Annotated in this window: 18 protein-coding genes, 1 tRNA gene and 2 rRNA genes (1 of these 21 cut by a window edge); 6 read left to right on the top strand and 15 right to left on the bottom strand. The window is 63.6% G+C overall.

The window, feature by feature from the left end:
* Positions 1 to 24 precede the first annotated feature (24 nt).
* Positions 25 to 339 (bottom strand): hypothetical protein, encoded by a 315-nt coding sequence (locus tag AC0L2D_RS09315; RefSeq protein ID WP_473540869.1) that lies wholly within the window; start codon positions 337 to 339, stop codon positions 25 to 27.
* On the opposite strand from AC0L2D_RS09315, the gene AC0L2D_RS09310 reads away from it, so the two are divergent.
* From AC0L2D_RS09310 to AC0L2D_RS09290, 5 genes are all read left to right on the top strand, one after another.
* Entirely contained in the window at positions 338 to 1,948 is a 1,611-nt protein-coding gene (locus AC0L2D_RS09310; protein ID WP_473540868.1) for an ABC transporter substrate-binding protein, read from the top strand. The two genes, AC0L2D_RS09315 and AC0L2D_RS09310, sit on opposite strands and share 2 nt — an antisense overlap.
* A 258-nt stretch (positions 1,949 to 2,206) precedes the next feature.
* Entirely contained in the window at positions 2,207 to 3,193 is a 987-nt protein-coding gene (locus tag AC0L2D_RS09305) for an ABC transporter permease (protein WP_473540867.1), read from the top strand.
* On the top strand, positions 3,190 to 4,020 hold the full coding sequence (locus AC0L2D_RS09300; protein WP_473540866.1) for an ABC transporter permease: 831 nt from the start codon (positions 3,190 to 3,192) through the stop codon (positions 4,018 to 4,020). Before AC0L2D_RS09305 ends, AC0L2D_RS09300 begins: the two co-directional genes overlap by 4 nt.
* The gene (locus AC0L2D_RS09295; RefSeq protein ID WP_473540865.1) at positions 4,017 to 4,919 is read left to right on the top strand and encodes an ABC transporter ATP-binding protein; all 903 of its coding nucleotides are present in this window, start codon (positions 4,017 to 4,019) and stop codon (positions 4,917 to 4,919) included. Before AC0L2D_RS09300 ends, AC0L2D_RS09295 begins: the two co-directional genes overlap by 4 nt.
* The gene (locus AC0L2D_RS09290; protein WP_473540864.1) at positions 4,916 to 5,716 is read left to right on the top strand and encodes an ABC transporter ATP-binding protein; all 801 of its coding nucleotides are present in this window, start codon (positions 4,916 to 4,918) and stop codon (positions 5,714 to 5,716) included. Before AC0L2D_RS09295 ends, AC0L2D_RS09290 begins: the two co-directional genes overlap by 4 nt.
* Positions 5,717 to 5,741: 25 nt before the next feature.
* On the opposite strand, the gene AC0L2D_RS09285 is transcribed toward AC0L2D_RS09290, so the two are convergent.
* Both AC0L2D_RS09285 and AC0L2D_RS09280 read right to left on the bottom strand, forming a co-directional pair.
* Positions 5,742 to 6,353 carry an NAD(P)-dependent oxidoreductase gene (locus AC0L2D_RS09285; protein WP_473540863.1) on the bottom strand — a complete coding sequence of 204 codons (612 nt, stop codon included), beginning with the start codon at positions 6,351 to 6,353 and terminating at the stop codon, positions 5,742 to 5,744.
* 44 nt (positions 6,354 to 6,397) lie between these two features.
* On the bottom strand, positions 6,398 to 7,036 hold the full coding sequence (locus tag AC0L2D_RS09280) for a DsbA family protein (protein WP_473540861.1): 639 nt from the start codon (positions 7,034 to 7,036) through the stop codon (positions 6,398 to 6,400).
* 134 nt (positions 7,037 to 7,170) lie between these two features.
* Between AC0L2D_RS09280 and AC0L2D_RS09275 the strand changes: the two genes are divergently transcribed.
* Positions 7,171 to 8,088, top strand: coding sequence for a LysR family transcriptional regulator (locus AC0L2D_RS09275; protein WP_013529480.1), 918 nt, complete (start codon positions 7,171 to 7,173; stop codon positions 8,086 to 8,088).
* Positions 8,089 to 8,100: 12 nt separating this feature from the next.
* Here AC0L2D_RS09275 and AC0L2D_RS09270 read toward each other — a convergent pair whose 3' ends face one another.
* The 12 genes from AC0L2D_RS09270 to AC0L2D_RS09215 all read right to left on the bottom strand — a co-directional run.
* Positions 8,101 to 9,717 (bottom strand): GMC family oxidoreductase, encoded by a 1,617-nt coding sequence (locus AC0L2D_RS09270; protein ID WP_275954548.1) that lies wholly within the window; start codon positions 9,715 to 9,717, stop codon positions 8,101 to 8,103.
* A complete protein-coding gene (locus tag AC0L2D_RS09265) occupies positions 9,714 to 11,228 on the bottom strand; it encodes an FGGY-family carbohydrate kinase (protein ID WP_063169059.1) in 1,515 nt (504 codons plus the stop codon). Before AC0L2D_RS09265 ends, AC0L2D_RS09270 begins: the two co-directional genes overlap by 4 nt.
* A gap of 22 nt (positions 11,229 to 11,250) precedes the next feature.
* Positions 11,251 to 12,093, bottom strand: coding sequence for a class I fructose-bisphosphate aldolase (locus tag AC0L2D_RS09260; RefSeq protein WP_473540860.1), 843 nt, complete (start codon positions 12,091 to 12,093; stop codon positions 11,251 to 11,253).
* Positions 12,084 to 13,781 (bottom strand): glycerol-3-phosphate dehydrogenase/oxidase, encoded by a 1,698-nt coding sequence (locus tag AC0L2D_RS09255; protein ID WP_473540859.1) that lies wholly within the window; start codon positions 13,779 to 13,781, stop codon positions 12,084 to 12,086. The genes AC0L2D_RS09260 and AC0L2D_RS09255 overlap by 10 nt, the downstream gene beginning before the upstream one ends.
* A 21-nt stretch (positions 13,782 to 13,802) precedes the next feature.
* Positions 13,803 to 14,798 (bottom strand): aldo/keto reductase, encoded by a 996-nt coding sequence (locus AC0L2D_RS09250; protein ID WP_027161269.1) that lies wholly within the window; start codon positions 14,796 to 14,798, stop codon positions 13,803 to 13,805.
* The gene (locus AC0L2D_RS09245) at positions 14,795 to 15,775 is read right to left on the bottom strand and encodes a sugar-binding transcriptional regulator (protein ID WP_473540858.1); all 981 of its coding nucleotides are present in this window, start codon (positions 15,773 to 15,775) and stop codon (positions 14,795 to 14,797) included. Before AC0L2D_RS09245 ends, AC0L2D_RS09250 begins: the two co-directional genes overlap by 4 nt.
* A 25-nt stretch (positions 15,776 to 15,800) precedes the next feature.
* Positions 15,801 to 16,724 carry an ABC transporter permease gene (locus tag AC0L2D_RS09240; protein ID WP_224674565.1) on the bottom strand — a complete coding sequence of 308 codons (924 nt, stop codon included), beginning with the start codon at positions 16,722 to 16,724 and terminating at the stop codon, positions 15,801 to 15,803.
* Positions 16,725 to 16,800: 76 nt separating this feature from the next.
* A complete protein-coding gene (locus tag AC0L2D_RS09235; protein ID WP_473540857.1) occupies positions 16,801 to 18,336 on the bottom strand; it encodes a sugar ABC transporter ATP-binding protein in 1,536 nt (511 codons plus the stop codon).
* 93 nt (positions 18,337 to 18,429) lie between these two features.
* Positions 18,430 to 19,461, bottom strand: a complete 1,032-nt coding sequence (locus AC0L2D_RS09230) for a substrate-binding domain-containing protein (protein WP_013529471.1) — start codon at positions 19,459 to 19,461, stop codon at positions 18,430 to 18,432.
* 679 nt (positions 19,462 to 20,140) lie between these two features.
* A tRNA-Met gene (locus tag AC0L2D_RS09225) sits at positions 20,141 to 20,217 on the bottom strand.
* A 154-nt stretch (positions 20,218 to 20,371) separates the two neighbouring features.
* Positions 20,372 to 20,486, bottom strand: a 5S ribosomal RNA gene (rrf, locus tag AC0L2D_RS09220).
* 270 nt (positions 20,487 to 20,756) lie between these two features.
* Positions 20,757 to 22,052, bottom strand: a 23S ribosomal RNA gene (locus tag AC0L2D_RS09215); it runs 1,526 nt beyond the window's last position.

The following is a 22,052-nucleotide window of genomic DNA, read 5'->3' as shown; positions in this document are numbered from 1 at the left end:
CGCTCGCGATCCCCTGGCTATGGCTCAAATCTGCACCATTTTGCCCGTTCTGGTCCAGCCAGAAATAGGACAAACAGCACTGTTCGATGTCATCATATGGTCGCCCGACGCATATTCAATCAATCTGGTCCTACCAGATTGATTGAATTGAGCCGCATGTTCCAAACTGGTCCAGCGGACGAAAATTTCAAAGCCAAGCGAGGATGCGCCAATTCCGTCTCTGGCGAAACCCTCGGCAAGGCTCATAATCGCCGCCGCAAGGGATGCTGGCGGGCTTGCCGGCGTCCGAGGGGTATTGGCGCACCCGACCGGGTCGCGGAGAGGACGGAGTTCGATCATGTCAGGTTTCACGATTTCCAGACGCACGATGCTTGCCGGCTCGGCAATGCTGCTGGCCTCCACCGCCATGCCGGCACCGAGCTGGGCGCAGACGCCGAAGAAGGGTGGACGGCTGGTGCTTGCCGCCGATTCCGAACCACGCAACCTCAACCCGGCGATCGTCGCCTCCAACGGCGTCTTCTTCATCTCCAGCAAGATCGTCGAAACGCTCGCCGAAGCCTCCTACGACGGCAAGGACGGGCTCGCGCCACGGCTGGCGCTGAGCTGGGAGGGTGCCGCCGACGGGCTCTCGGTGACGTTCAAACTGCGCGACGGCGTCAAATGGCATGACGGCAAGCCGTTCACCTCGGCCGACGTCGCCTTCTCGGCGCTGCAGATCTGGAAGCCGCTGCAGAATCTCGGCCGCACCGTGTTCAAGGATCTGGCCAGCGTCGACACCCCGGACGATCTCACCGCCGTGTTCAAATTCGCCAAGCCGACGCCGTTCCAGCTGATCCGCAACGCGCTGCCGGCGCTGAGCAGCGTGGTGCCGAAGCACATCTACGAGGTTGGCAAGATCGAGGACAACCCGGCCAACAACGCGCCCATCGGCACCGGACCGTTCAAATTCGCAGAGTACAAGGCCGGCCAATATTACCGGCTGACCAAAAACACCGACTACTGGGGCAAGGACGAGCCCTATCTCGACGAGATCATCTATCAGGTGCTGCCGGATCGCACGTCCGCGGCGAGCGCGCTGGAGGCCGGAGAGATCCAGCTCGCGGCCTTTTCCGCCGTGCCGCTGGCCGACCTCGACCGCATCTCGAAAGTGCCGGGCCTGAAAGTGATCACCAAGGGTTACGAAGGGCTGACCTATCAACTCGTCGTCGAGATCAATCATCGCCGCAAGGAACTGGCCGACGTCAAAGTGCGGCAGGCGATCGCACATGCCATCGACAAGGATTTCGTCGTCAAGACGGTGTTCCTCGGCTATGCCGCGACAGCCACCGGCCCGGTGCCGAAGAACGATCCACAATTCTACACCGCCGATGTGCCGACCTATGCCTTCGACGTCGCCAAGGCCAACGCGCTGCTCGATGAAGCCGGCTACAAGAAAGGCCCGGACGGCAAGCGCTTCACGCTGAAACTGCTGCCTGCGCCCTATTTCAACGAGACAAAACAGTTCGGCGACTATCTGCGCCAGGCGCTCGCCGCCATCGGCATCGACGCTGAGCTGGTCAACAACGACTCGGCCGCGCACATCAAGGCGGTCTACACCGACCACGCCTTCGATCTCGCGGTCGGTCCGCCGGTGTTCCGCGGCGATCCGGCGATCTCGACCACCATCCTGGTGCAGAGCGGCATTCCGGACGGCGTGCCGTTCTCCAACCAGGGCGGCTACAAGAACGATGCGCTCGATGCGCTCATCGCCAAGGCATCGGAGACGCTCGACGCATCAGCCCGCACCGACCTCTACAAGGAATTCCAGAAGGCGGTGGCTGCCGACCTGCCGCTGATCAACGTCGCCGAATGGAGTTTCATCAGCGTCGCGCGAGACACCGTCGGCAACATCGCCAACAACCCGCGCTGGGCGGTGTCGAACTGGGCGGACACGTATTTGGAATCGTGACAGAATTGCGCGGATGAAAATTCGCGAAATCATCGTAGGCTTTGAGTTCTACGAGGCCCCCCTCTGTCCTACCGGACATCTCCCCCTCAAGGGGGGAGATTGGCCGCTTGTCTGTCCCGCGAATTCTTCAACGTTGGAGATTGGCGAAGCCAAAAGAGACAGCCGATTTCCCCCCTTGAGGGGGAGATGTCCGGTAGGACAGAGGGGGGTGCCTAGGCGCGGTCCTAATCAACGTATCGCCAACCCATCGACGCCCCCATGAACCGCGCCCTCACCCTTCTCCGCCGCCGCCTCGTCGGCAGCGTCTTCGTGCTGCTGATCGTCGTCATCGGCACGTTCCTTTTGCTCGAGGCCGCCCCCGGCGACGCCGTCGACGCCTACATCGTCTCGACCGGCGGCGACGCCGGCATGATCGAATTGCTGCGTCATCGCTGGGGCCTCGACCAGTCGGAGCTGACGCGGCTGGCTAACTATCTCTGGGCGCTGTTGCATCTCGACCTCGGCCAGTCGGTGACCTTCTCCCGACCGATCCGCGATGTGATCCTCGAACGCCTGCCCAACACGCTGCTGTTGATGGTCAGCGCCACCGTGCTCTCCTTCGGGCTCGGCTCGGCACTCGGCATCTATGCCGGCGCCCGGCCGGGCAGTTTCCGCGACCGCTTCCTGTCGATCGGCTCGCTCGGACTCTATGCCGTGCCGGGTTTCTGGCTCGGACTGGTGCTGATCGTCGTCTTTGCCGTCGACCTGCGCTGGCTGCCGATCGGCGGCATCGAGACCCTGGCTTCCGACAAGACCGGCCTTGACCGCGCAGCCGACATCGCCGTCCATCTTATCCTGCCTGTTTCGGCCCTCGGCTTCATCTACCTGGCGCTCTATCTGCGCATGATGCGCGCCGGCATGGCCGAGGTCTGGCGACAGGATTTCGTCTTGGCCGCGCGCGCCAAGGGATTATCACGCCGCCGCATCGTGCTCGCCCACGTCGCCCGCAATGCACTGCTGCCGCTGGTCACCATGCTCGGCCTGCAGTCGGCGCAGATGCTCGGCGGCAGTGTCGTCATCGAGAGCGTCTTTTCCGTGCCCGGCCTCGGCCGGCTGGCGCAGGAGGCAGTCGCCTCCCGCGATACGCCGCTTCTGCTCGGCATTATTCTCACCAGCGCCGTCCTGGTCATTGTCATCAACCTTGCCGTCGACATCGCCTATGCCTTCCTCGACCCGCGCGTCGGCGCCAGCGAGGCCGGCGCATGAGTGCCCTCCGCCGCTTTCTGCGCACGCCCGAGGCGGTCGCCGGCGCCATCCTCCTGGCGGCGCTGATCGCCATGGCGCTGTCGGCGTCGCTGCTGTTCCCCGGCGATCCGCAAGCGATTGCCGGGCCGGCGCTGCTGCCGCCGTTCCAGGACTGGTCGCTCCCGCTTGGCACCGATCGGCTTGGCCGCGACGTGCTGGCCGAGCTTTTTCATGGCGCCCGCACATCGCTGGCTGTCGGGATCGCCGCCGCGGCCGCCGCACTTGTCGTCGGGGCAGTGGTCGGCACATTGGCCGGCTTTGCCGGCGGCCTCGTCGACGAGGTGCTGATGCGCATCACCGACGCCTTCCAGACCGTGCCGAGTTTCCTGCTGGCACTGGCCTTCGTCAGCGTCGTCGGACCGTCGCTCGGCATCGTCGTGATCGCCATCGCGCTCGGCACCTGGACCGGACCAGCCCGTGTCGCCCGCGCGGAAGTCCTCTCCATTCGCGAACGCGATTATGTCGCCGGCGCCAGGGTCATCGGCATGCACCCGCTGGCGATCGCCTTTCGCGAGGTGCTGCCCAATGCCTTGCCGCCGGTGCTGGCGATGTCGTCGGTGATCGTCGCCGCGGCGATCCTCACCGAGGCGGCCTTGTCGTTCCTCGGCCTGGGCGATCCCAACCGGGTCACCTGGGGCGGCATGATTGCCGAAGGCCGCGCTGTCCTGCGCACCGCGCCCTTCTTGTCGATCGTCCCGGGCATAGCGCTGGTGCTGACCGTGCTCGGCGTCTATCTCGCCGGTGAAGGCCTCGTCGAGACGACGGCGGTCAGGAGAGGCCTGTCGTGACCACCCTGGCTTCGATCCGCGACCTGACGGTGACCTACCGCCGCGACGGCAGCGAGGTGGCGGCGCTGAAGGATGTCGGCCTCGACATAGAGGCTGGCGAGCGCTTGGCCATCATCGGCGAAAGCGGTTCGGGCAAGAGCACGCTGGCGCTGGCGATTGCAGGGCTGCTGCCGGCAAGCACCAAGACTGAAGGAAAGATCGATTGGTTCCTACCGTCGACGTTGGGCGCCAAGGCACCCCCCTCTGTCCTGCCGGACATGTCCGGCAGGACAGAAGGGGGCCTCGTAGAGCATAGACCGCAAATGCTCTTCACCAGATCAAGTCACCCTCCCCTCGGTGGCCGCGATATCGGTTTCGTCTTCCAGGACCCATCCGCCAGCCTCGACCCCGTAATGCCAATCGGCAAACAAATCGCCGAAGTCGCCCGCACCCATCTCGGCCTCACCTGGTCCCAGTCCTATGCCAGGGCCAAAACCCTGCTCGAACGCGTCCGGCTGCCCGATCCTGACTCGGCCCTGCGCGCCTTCCCGCACCAGCTTTCCGGCGGCCAAAAGCAGCGTGTGGCGATCGCCGCCGCCATTGCGGCCGGTCCGAAATTGCTGATCGCCGACGAAGCGACCGGCGCGCTCGATACCATCGTGCAGGCCGAGATCGTCGCCTTGATCCGACGCCTGGTGACCGAGGACGGCATGACGCTGCTGTTCATCAGCCATGACATCGCGCTGGCGGCCGAGCTTGCCGGGCGCATCGCCGTTTTCCGCCATGGGCAGTTGGTCGAGCTTGGCATGACGGCGCAGATTGTCGGCGCCCCGGCCCAGCCCTATACGCGCGCATTGCTCGATGCCCATATCGGCCTCGACACCAAGCCGCTGCTGAACCGAGCCGGGCTCCACGCATGAGCCTGCTGGCGGTGTCCAATCTCACCAAGCGCTACCGTCGAGGCGACAACACCATCGCTGCAGTCGACGATGTCTCCTTTCACATCGAGCCGGGCGAAACGCTGGCGTTGGCCGGACCCTCCGGCAGCGGCAAATCGACGATCGCGCTGGTGGTGCTGCGATTGATCGAGCCGGACGACGGACGCATCGAGTTCGAAGGCGACGATTTCCTGGCCCTGCGCAGCGCAGCACTGCGTGCCCGCCGCGCGCGCCTGCAAATGGTGTTCCAGGACCCGCTTGCCGCCTTCAACCCGCGCGCCACAGTGGCGCGTGTGCTCGACGATCCCTTGCGCATCCATGGCATCGCTTCCCGCAGCGAGCGCCCGCGCCGCATCGCCGCCTTGCTGGAGCGCGTCGGGCTGACGGCGGACCTCGCCCCGCGTGCCATCCACGAAATCTCAGGCGGTCAGCGGCAGCGCGTCGCCATTGCCCGCGCCATCGCCACGAAGCCGTCGCTGATCGTGCTCGATGAAGCGGTGTCGGCGCTCGACGTTTCCGTGCGCGGGGAGATCCTCGAGCTTTTGCTCGACCTGCAGCGCCAGGAAAAGATCGCCTATCTCTTCATTTCACATGATCTCGGCGTCATCCGGTCGGTCGCCCACCGCGTCATCCTTCTCGACGCCGGCCGGGTTGCCGAGAACGGCGATGCCCGAACCGTCATCGACGCACCGCAATCGGCCATCGGCAAGGCGCTGGTGGCGGCAGCACCGAGATTGAACCGGGCCCTGATGCGGCTGGCGTCGGCCGGCCACGATTGAGACCCGGCCGCTACCACCCGTCCGCTCAATAGCCGACGGTGAAGCGCTGCCTGATGTGGGCCGGCTTCTCGATCTCGTCGACCATGACGATCGCGTAGTCCTCGAAGGAAATGCTGCTGCCCTTGTCGGAGGCGAGAAGCGTGTCCTTGCCGAGGCGGAATTTGCCGGTGCGCTCGCCAGGCACGAACATGGCGGATGGCGACAGGAACGTCCAATCGAGGTCGTCGACCGTCTTCAATCTGTCGAGAAAGTCGGCGCCCTTCTGCGCTTCTGCCTTGTAGATCGCCGGGAAGTCGGGGCTATCGACCAGCCGTTTGCCGGGCGCGACTTCGAGACTGCCGGCGCCGCCGACGACGAGATAGCGCTTCACGCCGGAGGCGCGAACCGCCTCGATCAGCGTATCGGCATCGCTGTCCAGGAAATGCACGGAGCTGATCACCGCGTCATGGCCGCGGAGCAGGTCCGCGAGACCTTGTCTGTCGAAGACATCGCCCTTCCTCGCCGTCACGCCCGGAAGCGCGACGATCTTTTCCGGGTTGCGCGCAATGCCGGTGACGGTGTGGCCGCGATCGGAGAGTTCCTTGAGAAGGCGCGAACCGACGGCGCCCGATGCACCAATGAGAGCGACTTTTGCCATGTCTGTTTCCTTGTTCCTTGTGGAGGTTTTCTGGGAGGATGGGATCACGCCGCCGCGATGTGGGCGACGAGATTGTCGAAGCTGCCGAACAGCGCGTTCGAACCGATGAGCCGGGGCGCATCGTTGCGGATGACCGCGAGCGAAGGCACGCCATCGGCATGTAGGCGCTGGAACAGCGCACGGCCACGGCCAACCTGATCGCGGTGAGCCGCCAGCAATGTTTCGGTCGGCGCCTTGAGCATTTCGGCGGCGTCCGCCATGCCGTCGGCGGCGAGCACCTCGGCCACACCGCCGATCGTCACGACATCGCGTCCTTCTACATAGCGCGCATGCTGGATCGTCTTCAGCGCCGCAAACCGGCGGCTAGGGTCCTCCAGGCCAGCGGCAGTGATGCCGAGTGTGGCGGCATGTGAGTCGAGCAGGGTGCCACGGACATTGAGGACATTGTGCCGGTAGGCCGGCGTGAACGATTGTCGGGTCAGGCGCTCGATGCGCTGGTCGTTCGCCCAGGCGTGCGCCGCAAAACCTTCATCCATCGGACGCGCGCCGGCGCCGGAAAACAGGCCGGTCGGCAGCAGCTCGACGCGCACGCCGGCGGCCGACAACCGGCCGAGCATCCGGGTGGCACCATAGCACCAGCCGCAGAGGGGATCGAAAAGATAGGTCACTTCTGAATTGTTCATAATCGCTGCTACCCATGATCCGGCTGCCGGCTTGATCGAATGCCGTTGGCTGATATGTGGCAGGTGGGGGTCTTGCGATAAATGGCACCCAATAATACAAACTGTATGATCCAATCAGACAAAGGGCAGCCAGCTTGGCCGAACTTCTGAACCTCAATCGGCTCGCCTACTTCACCACGGTGATGGAAACCGGCTCGTTCACGGCCGCAGCCAACCGGCTTGGCGTCGCCAAGGCCGTGGTCAGCCATCAGATCGGCAAGCTCGAAGAGGAACTGGGCGCAACGCTGCTGCAGCGCACGACCCGGCGTGTCACGCCGACCGAAGAGGGGCGCCTCTTCTATGACCGCGCGATGATCATCCTGCGGGAAGCGGAGGCCGCCTATGGCGAAATCTCGCGCGGGACCGTCGAACCGAGCGGAACGCTGAGGCTGACGGCGCCGCTCGACTACGGCACCAAGATGGTGGCTCCGGTCATGGCGGCCTATCTCAGAACCTATCCGCAGATGCGCGTCGAGGCGATCTTCGACGACGCCGTCAGCAATCTGGTGGACGAGCAGATCGATCTCGGCATCCGCGTCGGCTGGCTCACCGATTCCTCGAACCAGGCGCGGCGGCTGGGGACGATCCGGCAAATCGTGGTGGCGAGCCCTGGCTTCGCGGCGAGCCTGCCGCCGGACCTGACGCCGCGCCAGGCAAGATCGCTGGCCTGGGTCGGCAACACCCAGTTGCGCGGCATCGGCCAATGGCTGTTTTCCAGGGATGGCGAAACGGTGCTGACCGAGCTCAATCCGGTCCTCATGTGCGACAAGAGCCCCGCCGCCCTTGCTTGCGTGCTCGTCGGCATCGGGCTGGGCGTCTTTCCGGACTACAGCGTCAGCGACGATATCGCCGAGGGGCGGCTGGTGCCGGTATTTGCCGACTGGAGCCTGCCGTCAGGCGGCATCCACGCAGTCTTTCCGCCGGCCCGGTTCCGGCCCGCCAAGGTGCGCACCTTCGTCGATCTGCTCGCGGCGGCCGAGAAGCGGCGATCGCGCGGTGTTGCCACGGCTTGAAGCCGATGGCGGTCAGCGGGCCTCTTGCAGGATCATCTCGGCTGCCTTCTCCGCGATCATGACGACCGGCGAGTTGGTGTTGCCCGAGACGATTGTCGGCATGATCGAGGCATCGACCACGCGCAGCCCGGCAAGCCCGTGAACACGCAGGCCGTCGTCGACCACCGCCATCGTATCCGAACCCATCTTGCAGGTGCCGACGGGGTGGAAGATCGTCGTGCCGATATCGCCGGCCTTGCGGATGAGCTCTTCATCGCTGTCATACTGCGTGCCGGGCAGCATCTCTTCCGGCGCAAAGCGCGCCACCGCCCGAGCCTTCATCAAACTGCGGACATGGCGCAACGACGCGACGGCCACGCTGCGGTCTCCCTCGGTGGAAAGATAGTTCGGCCGGATCTTCGCCGTCTCCCGCGCGTCGGACGAACCCATGTGCACGCTGCCCCGGCTTTCCGGACGCAGATTGCAGACCGAGACGGTGACCGCGGGAAAGCGATGCAGCGGCTCGCCCAGACGGTCGGTGCTCAGCGGCTGCACATGATATTCCAGATCGGGCGTTGCGAGGCGCGGATCGCTCCTGGCGAAGATACCGAGCTGGCTTGGCGCCATCGACAGCGGCCCGCTGCGCTTGAGCGCGTATTCCAGCCCCATCGACGCACGGCTGACCAGATTGTGGTAACGCTGGTTGAGCGTGGCAGTGTTGGCGACCTTGAAGACGGTGCGGATCTGCAGATGGTCCTGCAGGTTTTCTCCGACGCCTGGCAAAGCATGACGAACATCCACGCCGATGCCCGAGAGCAGGTCGGGGCGCCCCACCCCCGACAGTTCGAGCAGCTTGGGCGAGTTGATGGCGCCGGCCGCAAGGATCGTCTGTCCAGCGCGGACCTGATGCAGGCGGCCGCCTTGGCGGAAAACCAGTCCGGTGACGCGCCGGCCGTCGAATTCGAGCCGTTCGGTTTCCGCGCCGAGCACTACGCGCAGGTTCTTGCGCCCCGCTATACCGCGCAAAAACGCCTTCGATGTGTTCCAGCGGACGCCCTTCCTCTGGTTGACCTCGAAATAGCCCGAGCCTTCATTGGTGCCGGTGTTGAAGTCTTCGGTGCGCGGAATGCCGAGTTCCTCGGCCGCGTCTCGGAAGGCGTCGAGGATCGGCCATGAAAGCCGCTGCCGTTCGACCCGCCACTCGCCGCCGCTGCCGTGCATGGCGCTCTTGCCACCATGGAAGTCTTCCGACTTGAGGAAGTAAGGCAGGACATCGTCCCAGCCCCAGCCTGCATTGCCGGCCTGGCGCCAGCCATCATAGTCGGCAGCCTGGCCGCGCATGTAGATCATGCCGTTGATCGATGAACAGCCGCCAAGCACCTTGCCGCGCGGATAGTTGAGGCTGCGTCCGTTGAGACCGGCTTCCGGCTCGGTCTTCATCATCCAGTCGGTACGCGGGTTGCCCATGCAGAAGAGGTAGCCGATCGGGATATCGACCCAGTGATAGCGGTCGCTGCCGCCGGCCTCGAGCAGCAGCACCTTGTTGCGCGGATCGGCCGAGAGCCGGTTGGCGAGCACGCAGCCGGCGGAGCCGGCACCGACGATGACGTAGTCGTAACTGCCGAACGGAGACGGTGAAGCTTCGGTCACGTGCGCGCCTGCTGTCCGGCGATGCGCTCCCACATCGGGGTCATCGCCTGGTTGATCTCGCCATAGAGTCGATACCGCCGTGCGTATGCGTGAGCAACCGTCTCGTTGGGTACAAAATGTCGGGCGGCCGCTGTCATGGCGGTTGCACCGGCACTGTAGTCCGCGAAAATGCCGACGCCGGTGCCCGCCGCGATCGCCGCTCCCAGCGCGCCGGTTTCGCGGCTGCGCGCCACGGTGACGGGCACGCCGAGCACATCGGCGAAAATCTGCGGCCAGACGCTGCTGCGCGAGCCGCCGCCGGACAGCACCACCTGGTCGAAATCGGCGCCCGCTTTGTGCAAGGTCTCGACATGGCGCTTATGCTCGAAGGCGACCCCCTCGAACAGCGCACGCAGCAGATGGGCTCGGCTGTGCCAGCCGGCGATGCCGTAGAAGCCGGCGCGCGCATGGCCATTCTGCTGCGAGCCATAAAGGAAGGGATGATAGATCGGGATGTCGCTGTTGGGATCGACGGACGCCACCAGTTCGCTGCACAATTCGAATGGCGACTTGCCGGCTTCGCCGCCATGTTCGAGGAATTCGCGAACGATCCATTCGAGATTGGCGGCCGAGGTGGCACTGGATTCGATCGCCAGATAGCGCTGGCGATCGAAAGTCGACAGCATGAAGATCGAAGGGTCGCGGATCGGCTTGTCGGTGATGACCTGGTTGATGCTCCAGGTTCCGGCGATGACCGAGGCGGCACCGGTTCTGGTCACGCCCGAACCGACCGCGCTGGCGACGACATCGAACAGCCCGGCGACGACCGGCGTGCCGGCGCGCAGTCCCGTCAGGGCCGCCACCTCCGCGCTGACATGGCCGGCAATGTCGGCCGATTCCAGCACTGGCGGCAGCAGGTCCATGCAATCGCCGAGCCCATAGGCGGCAAGCAGGTCCGGCTCGTAGCGGCGGTCCTGCATCTGCAGCAGGCCGCAGCCCGACATATCTGAAGTATCGCTGCTGCGCGCACCTGTCAGGCGGTTGACGACGAAATCCTTGCACAAGAACACAGTTCCAATGCTGGCAAACAAAGCCGGCGAAAAGCGCTTGAGCCAGGCAAGCAGGGTCGGCGTCTGCGCCGCCCACGGCCGCTGCAGGCAATGTGCGTAGGTGCGGTCGCCGACATTCTGTTCTGCCCATTCGGCAACGATGTCGACGGCGCGTGTGTCGAGCGACTGGATGCCGATCAATGGCGCGCCCGCACGATCGAGCGCGTAGAGCCCGTTGCCATGGCCGGCGCAGCCGATGGCGACGATCTCGCCGGCGTCGATACCGGCTTCAGCGATGCATTGACCAATGACCGAGACCGCATTGCGCCAGAGTTCGTCGAGGTCGCGTTCGACATGTCCGGGCTTTGGCATGGACGAGCGGCCGTCACGGGCGGCGAATGCCAGTTCGCGGCCCGACAGGTCGAAGAGAATGGCCTTGATGACGGTGTTGCCGGCATCGAGACCGAGGATATAGCTTGCCATTGGCGCCTCCCGAGGCCGCAGCCTATGCCTGGTTGTACAGATCCCAGGCTGCGCCGCCATCGGCATCGTCGTGAATGATTGCCATCAGCCCGCGCACGACAGCGCTCGGGTTGGCATGCTGGTAGATGTTGCGCCCATAGACCATGCCAAGCGCACCCTGTGCCATCAAGGCGGCCGACTTGTCGAACACGGCACGCAGATCCTCCTTGCCGCCGCCGCGCACCAGCACCGGGCAGCGCGCCGCCTCGACGACGCGGTGGAAGTCGTTGGGATCGGTGGTCGGGTCGGCCTTGACGATATCGGCACCCATCTCGCGGGCAAGCCGGGTCAAGGTGACGATCTTATCGGCGTCGCCGTCGACCATGTAGCCGCCATGCTCGGTGACCGGCAGCATGGCCAGCGGCTCGATCATCAGCGGCAGGCCGTATTTCTCGCAATCGGCGCGCACGCGGGCGATGTTCTGCACGCATTGGCGGAACAGGTCCGGCTCGTCGGGTAGCATGAACAGATTGACCACGACGCAAGCCGCATCCATCTCGATGGCGCCAAGCAAGGGCTCGGCTTCGTTCTGCAGCACCGCCCACATCGCCCGGTGGCGTATCCTGTTATAGGGATTGCCCATGTCGATGCGCATCACCAGCGCCGGCTTGTCCTTGCCAGGCCCGGCCTGCAGCAGGTCGGCCTGGCCGTAGTTCATCTGGATGGCGTCGGGGCCGGCCTTGACCAGCTGGTTGACCACGCTGGCCATGTCTTCCAGCCCGGCAAGGAAACTCGGCTCGTTGCAGACGCCATGATCGATGGCGACGTCGAGGCAGCGGCCGCCGCCGAACAGCCGGTTCATACGGACTTTCTTGTTTACGCGCATAGGGCGCTCCTTTGATGTGTCTGGAGGTCGATGCCGTGCCGGTCGGCCAGCAAGGCGAGGAAGGTCGAGCGCTCGGTGGCAGCCTCGCTGGCGCTCCAGTCCTTGTGCGCCGCCAGCATGTCGAGAACGGCGTTGACGAGGTCGAAGCTGAGACCGCCTGAAATGGCGATGGTGGTGCGGCGCAAGAACAGGTCGGCAAGGCACTCGATCTGCTCGCGCTCGATGATGCGCCCTATCTCGCTTGCCGAATAGTCCGACAGTGGCAGCATCTGTTCGCCCGCCGGGTGCGAAACGAAATCCCTGGCCGACGTGCCATAGCGCTGCAGAAGCGTTTGCGCGCGCTCGACCGTCAGGCCATGCTCGGCGGCGAATGATGCGCACCAGGCGTCCGGATCGGCCGGAAAATCACGGCCGCCACCGATGGCCATGTCCTGCGTGCCCTGGCTGCGCGCGAGGCCGAGCCGCTTCAGTGCCATGTCGGCGGCCAGCGCTCCAAACGAACGGAAGGTGGTCCACTTGCCTCCGATCATGCACAGTGTCGCCGGCAGGTGCCCGCTCGCTTCTACGAACTCGCAAAAATGATCGCGCGGTATGCGGCTGGTAAAACTGTCCTCGCTGGCGGGCAAGGGTCGCACGCCGGCGAAGCGGAACACGATCTGGTTTTCAGCTACTTTGATCGAGGGGAATACAAAGGCGAGCGACTGCAGGATGTAGCGCTGCTCGTCCTCCTCGCAACGCACCTTGTCCGGATCGTCGACCCGGATGTCGGTCGAGCCGATCAGCACCTTGCCGAGATAGGGAAACAGGATGCAGATGCGCCCGTCCTCGTTCTCGTAATAGACCATATGGCCGCCGAGCGCGTCGAACAGTTCTGCATTGTCGACGATGAGATGCGAGCCCTTGGTGCCGCCCATCATCGTCTGCGCCGCCGCCCCGACGGCCTTGTTGGTCAGGTCGATCCAGCCGCCAGTGGCGTTGATCACCAATTGCGCCCGTACCGGCAGTTGTTCGCCCGTCAGCGTGTCGGTAATGGCGAGGCTATCACCTGTCGACGATACCTGAGCGTAGTTCAAGGCGCGGGCGTTCGCCGCGCTTGCCGTGGCGTCCAGCAGCATCTCCAGGCCGAGGCGTTCGGGCCGGCTCACCCAGGCGTCGTAGTAGGTCGCCGAATTGCGGATCGCCGGATTGATCGCCGGCCATTTTTTCAAGGTTTCAGCGCGGCCCCTGAACCTGTGCGTCGGCATCAAACGCCGTGCGGCGGTGAACAGGTCGTACATGGCCAGGCCGGTCTTGATGACCAGCGCACCACGCCGGCTCGGCCGCCGCGTCAGACCCAGGAAACGCACCGCACCGTTGGCAAGGCCGGAGAAAATGTCGAAGATCGGCACCGTCGTCGGCAACGGGGCCACATAGTGCGGGGCATTCCTCAGCAGCCGGTCACGTTCGAGCAGCGATTCGCGCACCAGTTTGAATTCGCCGTTTTCGAGATAACGCAGGCCGCCATGCACCATGCGTGAAAGGGCGGCGCTGGCGCCGCTGCAATAATCGCCCTTTTCCGCCAGTACGACATCGACGCCTTGCAGCGCCAGTTCGCGAAAGACGCTGATGCCGTTGATGCCGCCACCGATGACGAGCACGGCGATATCAGGCCGGTCGCGCAGACCGGCTAACGTATGGCTACGGTTCATCGGGGCTGTTGCCTTTTTTTCTCAGGCATCCATCGCGGTGAGATGCGCGGCTGCCGCGGCGTCGATTGCCGCAAGCTCGCCTGCCGCAAGCGTGATCTCCCCGGCCCGTGCATTGTCGAGCGCCTGTTCGGGATTGCGCGCGCCGCACAGGGCGAAGGTGATGCCCGGCTGGGCGAGCGTCCAGGCGATGACGATCTGCGCCGTCGACGCCTGGTGGCTCTCGGCGATAGGGGCGATGGCCTCTTTCAGCTTTGCCACCTTCTGCCGGTTGGCCGTGGAAAAGCGCGGGTTGTCCTTGCGCTGGTCGTCGCCGCCGAATGTGCGGCCGGGGTCGACCGTGCCGGTGAGCAGCCCCAGCGCCAGCGACGAATAGCTGAGCGTGGCGATGTCATGGCGGCGAGTGATCGGCAGCAGGCTGCTCTCGATGTCGCGGTCGATCATCGAATAGCGCTCCTGGATCGCATCGAGCTGGCCGGCATCGATATAATGGCCGAGATCCTCGGCGCTGATATTGCTGGCGCCGATGGCGCGGATCTTGCCGGCTGCCTTGAGCTTTTCCAATACCGCCATCGTCTCGGCGATCGGCGTCGTCGGGTCCTGCCAATGGGTGATGTAGAGGTCGATATGATCGGTGCCGAGACGCCGCAGGCTCTGCTCGACCTCATAGGCGATGCCGTCGGCGCCGAGATAGCGATGCACTGGCTTGTCGTCCTGGTCGAAGAAATGCCCGCCCTTGCCCGAATGCCAGTTCAGCCCGCATTTGGTCGCGATCACCACCTTGTCGCGCTTGCCTTTGATGGCGGTGCCGACGATCGCCTCGCTGCGGCCAAGACCGTAGGCCGGCGCTGTGTCGATCAGGCTGAGGCCGGCATCGATCGAGGCTTCGATCGCCCGCACCGACTCCTTTTCGTCGGTGCCGCCCCACATCCATCCGCCAATCGCCCAGGTGCCCAGGCCCACGGCCGACGCCGATATGCCGGACTTGCCGATCTGCCGCTGGATCTGTCGAGAATTCATGCTGCCTCCTGTTCGGCCAGCTCGAGGATCTGGAGCCCCGTGGCCTCGTCCGTGACGATGGTGTCGAGATGATTTCCGCGCATTGCGGCGAGGATCGGCGCGACCTTGCTGGCGCCACTTGCAATGCCGATCGAGCGCGGGATGGTCGCGAACTCGTCAAGCGTCAGCGAGACCAACGAACGGTTGAGCGAGTAGTTGCAAAGCTTGCCCCGGCGATCGATGAGATGGGCGAGCAGCTCGCCTGTTGCCCCGGACTTCTCGATCGCCTGGCGATCGGCATTCGAGGACGGATGCAAATCGTAGTAACTGGAATCGTCGGTCAGGATGGAGCCGACACCCACCACCGCGACATCGGCCTCGCGCGCCTTGCGAAACACGTCTGCGACGGAGCTGATGCCCATCAGCATCTCGCGCTGCTGCGCGGTGTCCGCAAACAACGGCGCATGGATCTGGTAGGCGCGGCCGCCGAGCTTGTCGGCCATCAGCGAGGCGACGTGGTTGACATCGGTGTAGTGCTTGCCCTGCACCAGCCCGGTGGCGGGAATGATTTCGACGTCGTAGCGGCGCCCCGGCTTGAGACCGGCGACCAGCGCGCTGACGCCCTTGCCGCCGGTGATCGAAATGGTGTCGCCGTCCTTGATGGTGTCGAGCAGCAGCCCAGCCGCCGCCTCGCCGACCCGCTGCAGGGCGGTGTGCGGATTTTCGGAGACCGACGGCACCACCATCGCCCGCTCGATGCCGCCCAGCGCCACCAGCCGCGCTTCCAGCTCGACCAGATGATCGATCGGCGACTTGATCTTGATCTCGACGAGACCGAGCTGGTGACCGCGCTTGATCAGCCGGTTGACGGTCGCGTGCGAGATGCCGAGTTCCCCGGCGATCTCGGCCTGGGTCTTGCCTTCGACATAATGCAGGACAAGCGCCTGGTGCATCTGACGAACAGCGGCGATGTCGTCGCGGGTGTTGGGAGGGGCCATGGTCTTGTTTCGCCGCCTTTGAGGTTCAGGACTTCTTGCGGTGCAGGAAGTGATCGATCGACACCGCTGCCAGCAGGATGCATCCCTTGATCATGTCCTGCCAATAGACCGAGACATCGAGCAGGATAAGCGAGCTCGTCACCACCGACAGCAGAGCCATGCCGAGGATCGCCCCGAAGATGGTGCCCGAGCCGCCATTCAGCGAGGCGCCGCCGATGACGGCCGCGGCGATGATGTTGAGCTCCATGCCGGCGCCGAAGGTCGGCGTCGCCGCGCCGAAGCGCGCCATGTAGATGACGCCGGCCACTCCGGCGAGGGTCGAGCACAGCACCGTGACCCAGAACTTCACCTGATTGGTCCTGATGCCGGAGAACTGCGCGGCCTTCTCGTTGGAGCCGGTGTAGAAAACCTTGCGGAAGGCCGTGGCGCGACGCAGCAGGAAGTCGAAGATCGCCACCACGACGATGAAGATCAGGATGACATAGGGGATGTTGTTGAAACTGCCCTGGCCGATGGCCTTGAAGGCCGGCGGCAAGGTGAACAGCGACAGCGGCGTGCCCTTGGTGACCACCAGGCACATGCCGCGCACGATGACCATGGCGGCCAGCGACGTGATGAAATGATTGAGCCCTATCACGGTCACGAAGAAGCCCATGGCCGCGCCGATCAGCGCGCTGACGCCGATGCCGATCAGGCTTGCCGTCCAGGGATCGAGCCCGGCGAGGAACAGCGCACCCGAGACCACCATCGAGAAACACACGACGGAGCCGACGGAAAGGTCGATGCCGCCAACGATGAGCAGGACGGTCATGCCGACGACGACGATGCCTTCGATGGAGAAGCTCATCAGCATGGCGCGGAAATTGCCCCATGTCAGGAAGTGCGGCGAGGCGAAGCTCATGGCGATGCACAGCGCCAGGATGATGACGATCAGCCCGGCCTCGCGCATCGAGGCGAGGTGAGCGAAGTTGATGCGCCGCCCGGCGGACTTGATTTCGGCGTGCACGAGCGCTTCTCCTGATTCCCTAGGCGACATTCTGGGACTGCCTTTGAATTGAACTGTCCTGGACGCCCGAGGCGAGCATGATGATGGCTTCCTCGCCGAGCTCGCTGGCGGCGAGTTCGCCGGCGATCCTGCCTTCGCGCACCACAAGAACGCGGTCGCACAAGCCAATCAGCTCCGGCAGTTCGGACGAGATGATGATGACGCCGACACCGCTGCCGGCTAGCTGGCGCAGCAGCCGGTGAATCTCGACCTTGGCGCCGACATCGATCCCGCGCGTCGGCTCGTCCATGATGATGACCTTGGGACTGACGGACAGCTGCTTGGCGATGGCAACCTTCTGCTGGTTGCCACCGCTCAGCGTCGACACAGTGGCCTCGATGCCGGCCATGCGCACGCCGAGCCTGCCGGTCAGCTCCCGCGCCTGACGATCCTCGGCCTTGCGGTCGAGCAGGCCGAGGCGCCCGGTGAGCCGGCCGAGGTCGAGCGCCGATATGTTCGCCGCGATCGGCAGATCGAGGAACACGCCGGAGCCTTTGCGATCCTCAGAGAGATAGACCAGCCCCGCCTTGACCGCATCGCCATAACTGCGCAGCCGCAGCTGCTTTCCGTCGAGCGCGACGGTTCCAGAGATCATTGGCCTGAGGCCGCAGACCGTCTGTGCGATCTCGCTGCGGCCGGCGCCGATCAGGCCGCCTATGCCCAGAATTTCGCCAGCGCGAAGCTGCAGATCGACGTCGGCGAAGCGGCGCCCATCGGAAAGCCCCTCGACCGACAGGAGAAGGCGCCCAGGCTCTTGCGGCGCCAGCTTGTCGGGATAGAGCTGGGTGATTTCGCGGCCGACCATCTTGCGCACGACATCGTCGGGTGAAACGGCGGCTATCGCATCGGTCGCCACGTAGCGGCCGTCGCGGAAGACGGTGACGCGGTCGCAGAGCGAGAAGATCTCGGCCATGCGGTGGCTGATATAGACCACCGAAATGCCACGTTCCCTAAGCCCGCGCACGATCGAGAACAGGCGTTGCGCTTCGCTTTCGGTGAGTGCGGCGGTCGGCTCGTCGAGCATCAGCACCTTGCAGTCGAGCGTCAGCGCCTTGGCGATCTCGACGAGCTGCTGGTTGGAAATGGAGAGGTCGGCGACCCTGGTGCGCACCGGAATGGGCGCGAGCAGGTCCATGACCTTCTGGGCGTCAGCGTAGAGCTTCTGGAAATTCATCAGCGGCGCGCGCCGGCAGTTGATCGCGGCCATGTAGATGTTTTCGGCAACCGTGGCGTCCTGACACAGCGCGATCTCCTGGTGGACGAGCGCGATGCCGAGACGTTGGGCGGCCGCAGGCGAGTGAATCGAAATGCGCTCACCATCGATCAGGATGTCGCCCTCGTCGGGCTGCAATACACCGGCGATCATGTTCATCAGCGTCGACTTGCCGGCGCCGTTCTCACCGCACAGCGCATGGATTTCGCCGCGCCGCAGCTCGAACCGCACGTCGCTCAGTGCCTTGACCGGGCCGAACGCCTTGGACAGGCCGCGGATTTCAAGAATGGGCGCCTGGGTCACGCCATGCTCCTGCGATGCTTGCGGGGGAGGAAGGAGGCCGAAGCCTCCTTCCCGGTTGGTCCGGCCTTGTGGAGGCCGGGGCGGCGATCGAGACTATTCCTCGATGCCCTTGGTGCCGCGACGCTTGAGGTACTTGTCCCAGTAGAAGTCGTCCGCATTGTCCTTGGAGACGATGGAGAAGCCATTGTCGACGAAGGGCACGCTCATCGGGTTGAAACCCGAACGCTTGGCGTCGTTCATCGGATCGATCAGGCCGGGATGCTTGGCCATCCACAACAGCATGAAGCCCATATAGCCCTGCATGCCCTGGTTGGGATTGACCGAGCCGAAGATCTCGCCGGCCTTGATCATGTCGAGGATCTTGGCGTTGACGTCGGCGAGCATGACGCGGATCTTGCCGCCACCTTCCTTGGCGGCCTGGGCAGCACCGATGGCCGAGTTGGCCTCCGGCATGAACACGGCGCCAAGATCAGGATGCGCCTGGGCCAGGCTCAAAACCGCCTGATAGGCCTTGGTCGGATCCTGGTTCGAAGCGGCGCGGCCGACGAGCTTCATGTCAGGCCATTTGGCTTCCATGCGGGCAACGAAGGCGTTGACGCGCTTGTCGTGGTTGTCCTGGCCGGGATTCTCCAGCACCGCATATTCGCCCTTGCCGTCCATCGCCTTGGCAACGGCGTCGGCGGCATAGGTGCCTTCGGCATTGTTGTCGGAGGTGATGTAGGAGACGCGCTTGGAATTCGGCGAGTCGGCGGCGAAGGTCACCACCGCGGTGCCCTGCTCGATGGCGCGGTTGATCGGCTCGATGAACGGATCGGAGTTCATCGGATGCACCAGTATACCCGCCGGCTTCTGCGCCAGTGCCTGGTCGAAGGTGGCGATCTGCTTGTTGACGTCGTATTCCGGCGTACCCGTATAGGCGGTCTCGCAGCCGAATTGCTGGCCGGCCTGCTTGAACATTTCATAGACCGGGAACCAGTATTCGACGCCCGAGACCATCACGTTCATGACGTATTTTTCACCCGGCTCGCATTTGAACGGGTTAGGGGTTTCGGCGCGTACCTGCATCGACCCAAAGCAGGTCGATGCAGCCGCCGCGATTGCGAGCGTGCTCAGAAATTTGCGCAAGTTTCCTCCCTTGGCCGAAGCCATCCTCAATGACCGTCGCAGGCACTCAGTGAGCGCTGCCGTATGGATTTGATGATGCCGACCTTCCTCCGAAAGCCGACGATCGGGACATTACAGCCCGGGCGCGCATTGTCAATATAATTCACATAGTGAAATATATTTCATAGTCTCCTTCAAGGGGATTTCTACGCTCCGGTCGACGAGGCTGGTCGCGGCCGCCAAGATGCCGTACGGGCTGGGCAAGGCCTTACCGGCCTTTGGCCGCGAAACCGGAGAGGGTGGTGGAGTATCCGCACGGGGGCTCGCATGGTACCCTCCCGCCGGCCGCTTGCCGGCACCATTGTCCCTTGAACGCGAACAGCCCGCCGGCTGATGCCAGGCGGGCTGTTGCTTAGTGAAGTTTGGTTTGCGGGACGGGATTTGGTTCTTTTGTCCCGCAGCTTCGGCTTCGCTTTCGGGGGCCTGAGCCTGGGCAGATCGATGGCCACCCCAGCCGCATATCAAAACGGCGCGCGGGCATTTGTGGCTGGCGGGCTGTTTTTGATGTTGGTTTTGGGGAGAGGATTTGCGTTTTCTGTCTGGCGGCTTGGCTTGGCTGGTTGCGGGCGCCTGATGACAGGCCGGCAGCACAGCACAGCACAAAACAAAAAGCCCGCACGATGGCGGGCTTTTTTGAATTTGGTTGCGGGGACAGGATTTGAACCTGTGACCTTCAGGTTATGAGCCTGACGAGCTACCGGGCTGCTCCACCCCGCGTCAATTTTTGTGTAAGCCGAGGCCTACAGATAGGTATATGGCTGACCAAATGAAAGGGCCGCTTACGCGGCCCGTGATCCCTTGGCGGGCCATTTCATAAAGAGAAGATTTTTCTCCATCCGATTTGGATGTGAGATCAACGTGCGTTTGGCAGACCTGGCAGCGACCTACTCTCCCGCGTCTTGAGACGAAGTACCATCAGCGCTGGAGCGTTTCACGGCCGAGTTCGGAATGGGATCGGGTGCAGCCGCTCCGCCATAACCACCAGGTCGGCAAAACGCACGTTGTTCGAGAAGCTTTTGAGCGAAGGCGCACAAAGAGACATCGGCAGCGGAGCTGTCGGGTGCCTCTCGGGGCTGTTCGCTGGTCTTTGTGTGCCTTTACGGTTCTTGGTCTGGCGCCTTTCGAAGCGAAGCTTCGCAAGGTCGACCGACCGTCGGCGCTGATGCGCCGCACCCACGTAGCGCCGCCCGCAGGGCGGAACAAGCGTGAGTGAGAACAGACCATCTGACTTTGTCAGATGGGCATAAGGAATGAGAACGATCAAGCCGATCGAACTATTAGTACCGGTAAGCTTCAAGCGTTGCCGCTCTTCCACACCCGGCCTATCAACGTGGTCGTCTTCCACGGTTCTCAGGGAATACTCGTTTTAAGGTGGGTTTCCCGCTTAGATGCCTTCAGCGGTTATCCCGTCCGGATATAGCTACCCTGCTATGCGGCTGGCGCCACAACAGGTCCACCAGAGATCCGTCCATCCCGGTCCTCTCGTACTAGGGACAGATCCTTTCAATATTCCTACACCCACGGCAGATAGGGACCGAACTGTCTCACGACGTTCTGAACCCAACTCACGTACCGCTTTAAATGGCGAACAGCCATACCCTTGGGACCTGCTCCAGCCCCAGGATGCGATGAGTCGACATCGAGGTGCCAAACAACCCCGTCGATATGGACTCTTGGGGGTCATCAGCCTGTTATCCCCGGCGTACCTTTTATCCGTTGAGCGATGGCCCTTCCACGCGGGACCACCGGATCACTATGACCGACTTTCGTCTCTGCTCGACTTGTCAGTCTCGCAGTCAGGCAGGCTTATGCCATTGCACTCAGCGAACGATTTCCGACCGTTCTGAGCCCACCATCGCGCGCCTCCGTTACTCTTTAGGAGGCGACCGCCCCAGTCAAACTACCCACCATACATTGTCCCGGACCCGGATAACGGGCCGCGGTTAGACATCCATAGTAATAAGGGTGGTATTTCAAGGGTGGCTCCACCTGAGCTGGCGCCCAGGCTTCAAAGCCTACCACCTATCCTACACATGCCACTACGAATGCCAATGTAAAGCTATAGTAAAGGTGCACGGGGTCTTTCCGTCTAACCGCAGGAACCCCGCATCTTCACGGGGAATTCAATTTCACTGAGTCTATGCTGGAGACAGCGGGGAAGTCGTTACGCCATTCGTGCAGGTCGGAACTTACCCGACAAGGAATTTCGCTACCTTAGGACCGTTATAGTTACGGCCGCCGTTTACTGGGGCTTCGATTCAGAGCTTGCACCCCTCCTCTTAACCTTCCAGCACCGGGCAGGCGTCAGACCCTATACGTCGTCTTGCGACTTCGCAGAGCCCTGTGTTTTTGATAAACAGTCGCTACCCCCTGGTCTGTGCCACCCTCCTCTACTTGCGTAGAAAAGGGTCACGCTTCTTCCGAAGTTACGCGTGCAATTTGCCGAGTTCCTTCAGCATAGTTCTCTCAAGCGCCTTGGTATACTCTACCAGACCACCAGTGTCGGTTTCGGGTACGGTTTATAAGGAGGAGCTATTTCCTGGAACCACGCA

Source organism: Mesorhizobium sp. WSM4833 (genome assembly GCF_055811095.1).
The sequence above is the reverse complement of the archived record's forward strand: the minus strand, read 5'-3'. Positions and strand labels throughout refer to the sequence as shown.

Excerpts from the sequence above, each read along its gene's own strand:
- AC0L2D_RS09310 (WP_473540868.1), top strand. The coding sequence starts at position 338 with ATGTCAGGTTTCACGATTTCCAGACGCACGATGCTTGCCGGCTCGGCA.
- AC0L2D_RS09315 (WP_473540869.1), bottom strand. The coding sequence starts at position 339 with ATGATCGAACTCCGTCCTCTCCGCGACCCGGTCGGGTGCGCCAATACC.
- AC0L2D_RS09305 (WP_473540867.1), top strand. The coding sequence starts at position 2,207 with ATGAACCGCGCCCTCACCCTTCTCCGCCGCCGCCTCGTCGGCAGCGTC.
- AC0L2D_RS09300 (WP_473540866.1), top strand. The coding sequence starts at position 3,190 with ATGAGTGCCCTCCGCCGCTTTCTGCGCACGCCCGAGGCGGTCGCCGGC.
- AC0L2D_RS09290 (WP_473540864.1), top strand. The coding sequence starts at position 4,916 with ATGAGCCTGCTGGCGGTGTCCAATCTCACCAAGCGCTACCGTCGAGGC.
- AC0L2D_RS09285 (WP_473540863.1), bottom strand. The coding sequence starts at position 6,353 with ATGGCAAAAGTCGCTCTCATTGGTGCATCGGGCGCCGTCGGTTCGCGC.
- AC0L2D_RS09280 (WP_473540861.1), bottom strand. The coding sequence starts at position 7,036 with ATGAACAATTCAGAAGTGACCTATCTTTTCGATCCCCTCTGCGGCTGG.
- AC0L2D_RS09265 (WP_063169059.1), bottom strand. The coding sequence starts at position 11,228 with ATGGCAAGCTATATCCTCGGTCTCGATGCCGGCAACACCGTCATCAAG.
- AC0L2D_RS09260 (WP_473540860.1), bottom strand. The coding sequence starts at position 12,093 with ATGCGCGTAAACAAGAAAGTCCGTATGAACCGGCTGTTCGGCGGCGGC.
- AC0L2D_RS09255 (WP_473540859.1), bottom strand. The coding sequence starts at position 13,781 with ATGAACCGTAGCCATACGTTAGCCGGTCTGCGCGACCGGCCTGATATC.
- AC0L2D_RS09250 (WP_027161269.1), bottom strand. The coding sequence starts at position 14,798 with ATGAATTCTCGACAGATCCAGCGGCAGATCGGCAAGTCCGGCATATCG.
- AC0L2D_RS09245 (WP_473540858.1), bottom strand. The coding sequence starts at position 15,775 with ATGGCCCCTCCCAACACCCGCGACGACATCGCCGCTGTTCGTCAGATG.
- AC0L2D_RS09240 (WP_224674565.1), bottom strand. The coding sequence starts at position 16,724 with ATGCGCGAGGCCGGGCTGATCGTCATCATCCTGGCGCTGTGCATCGCC.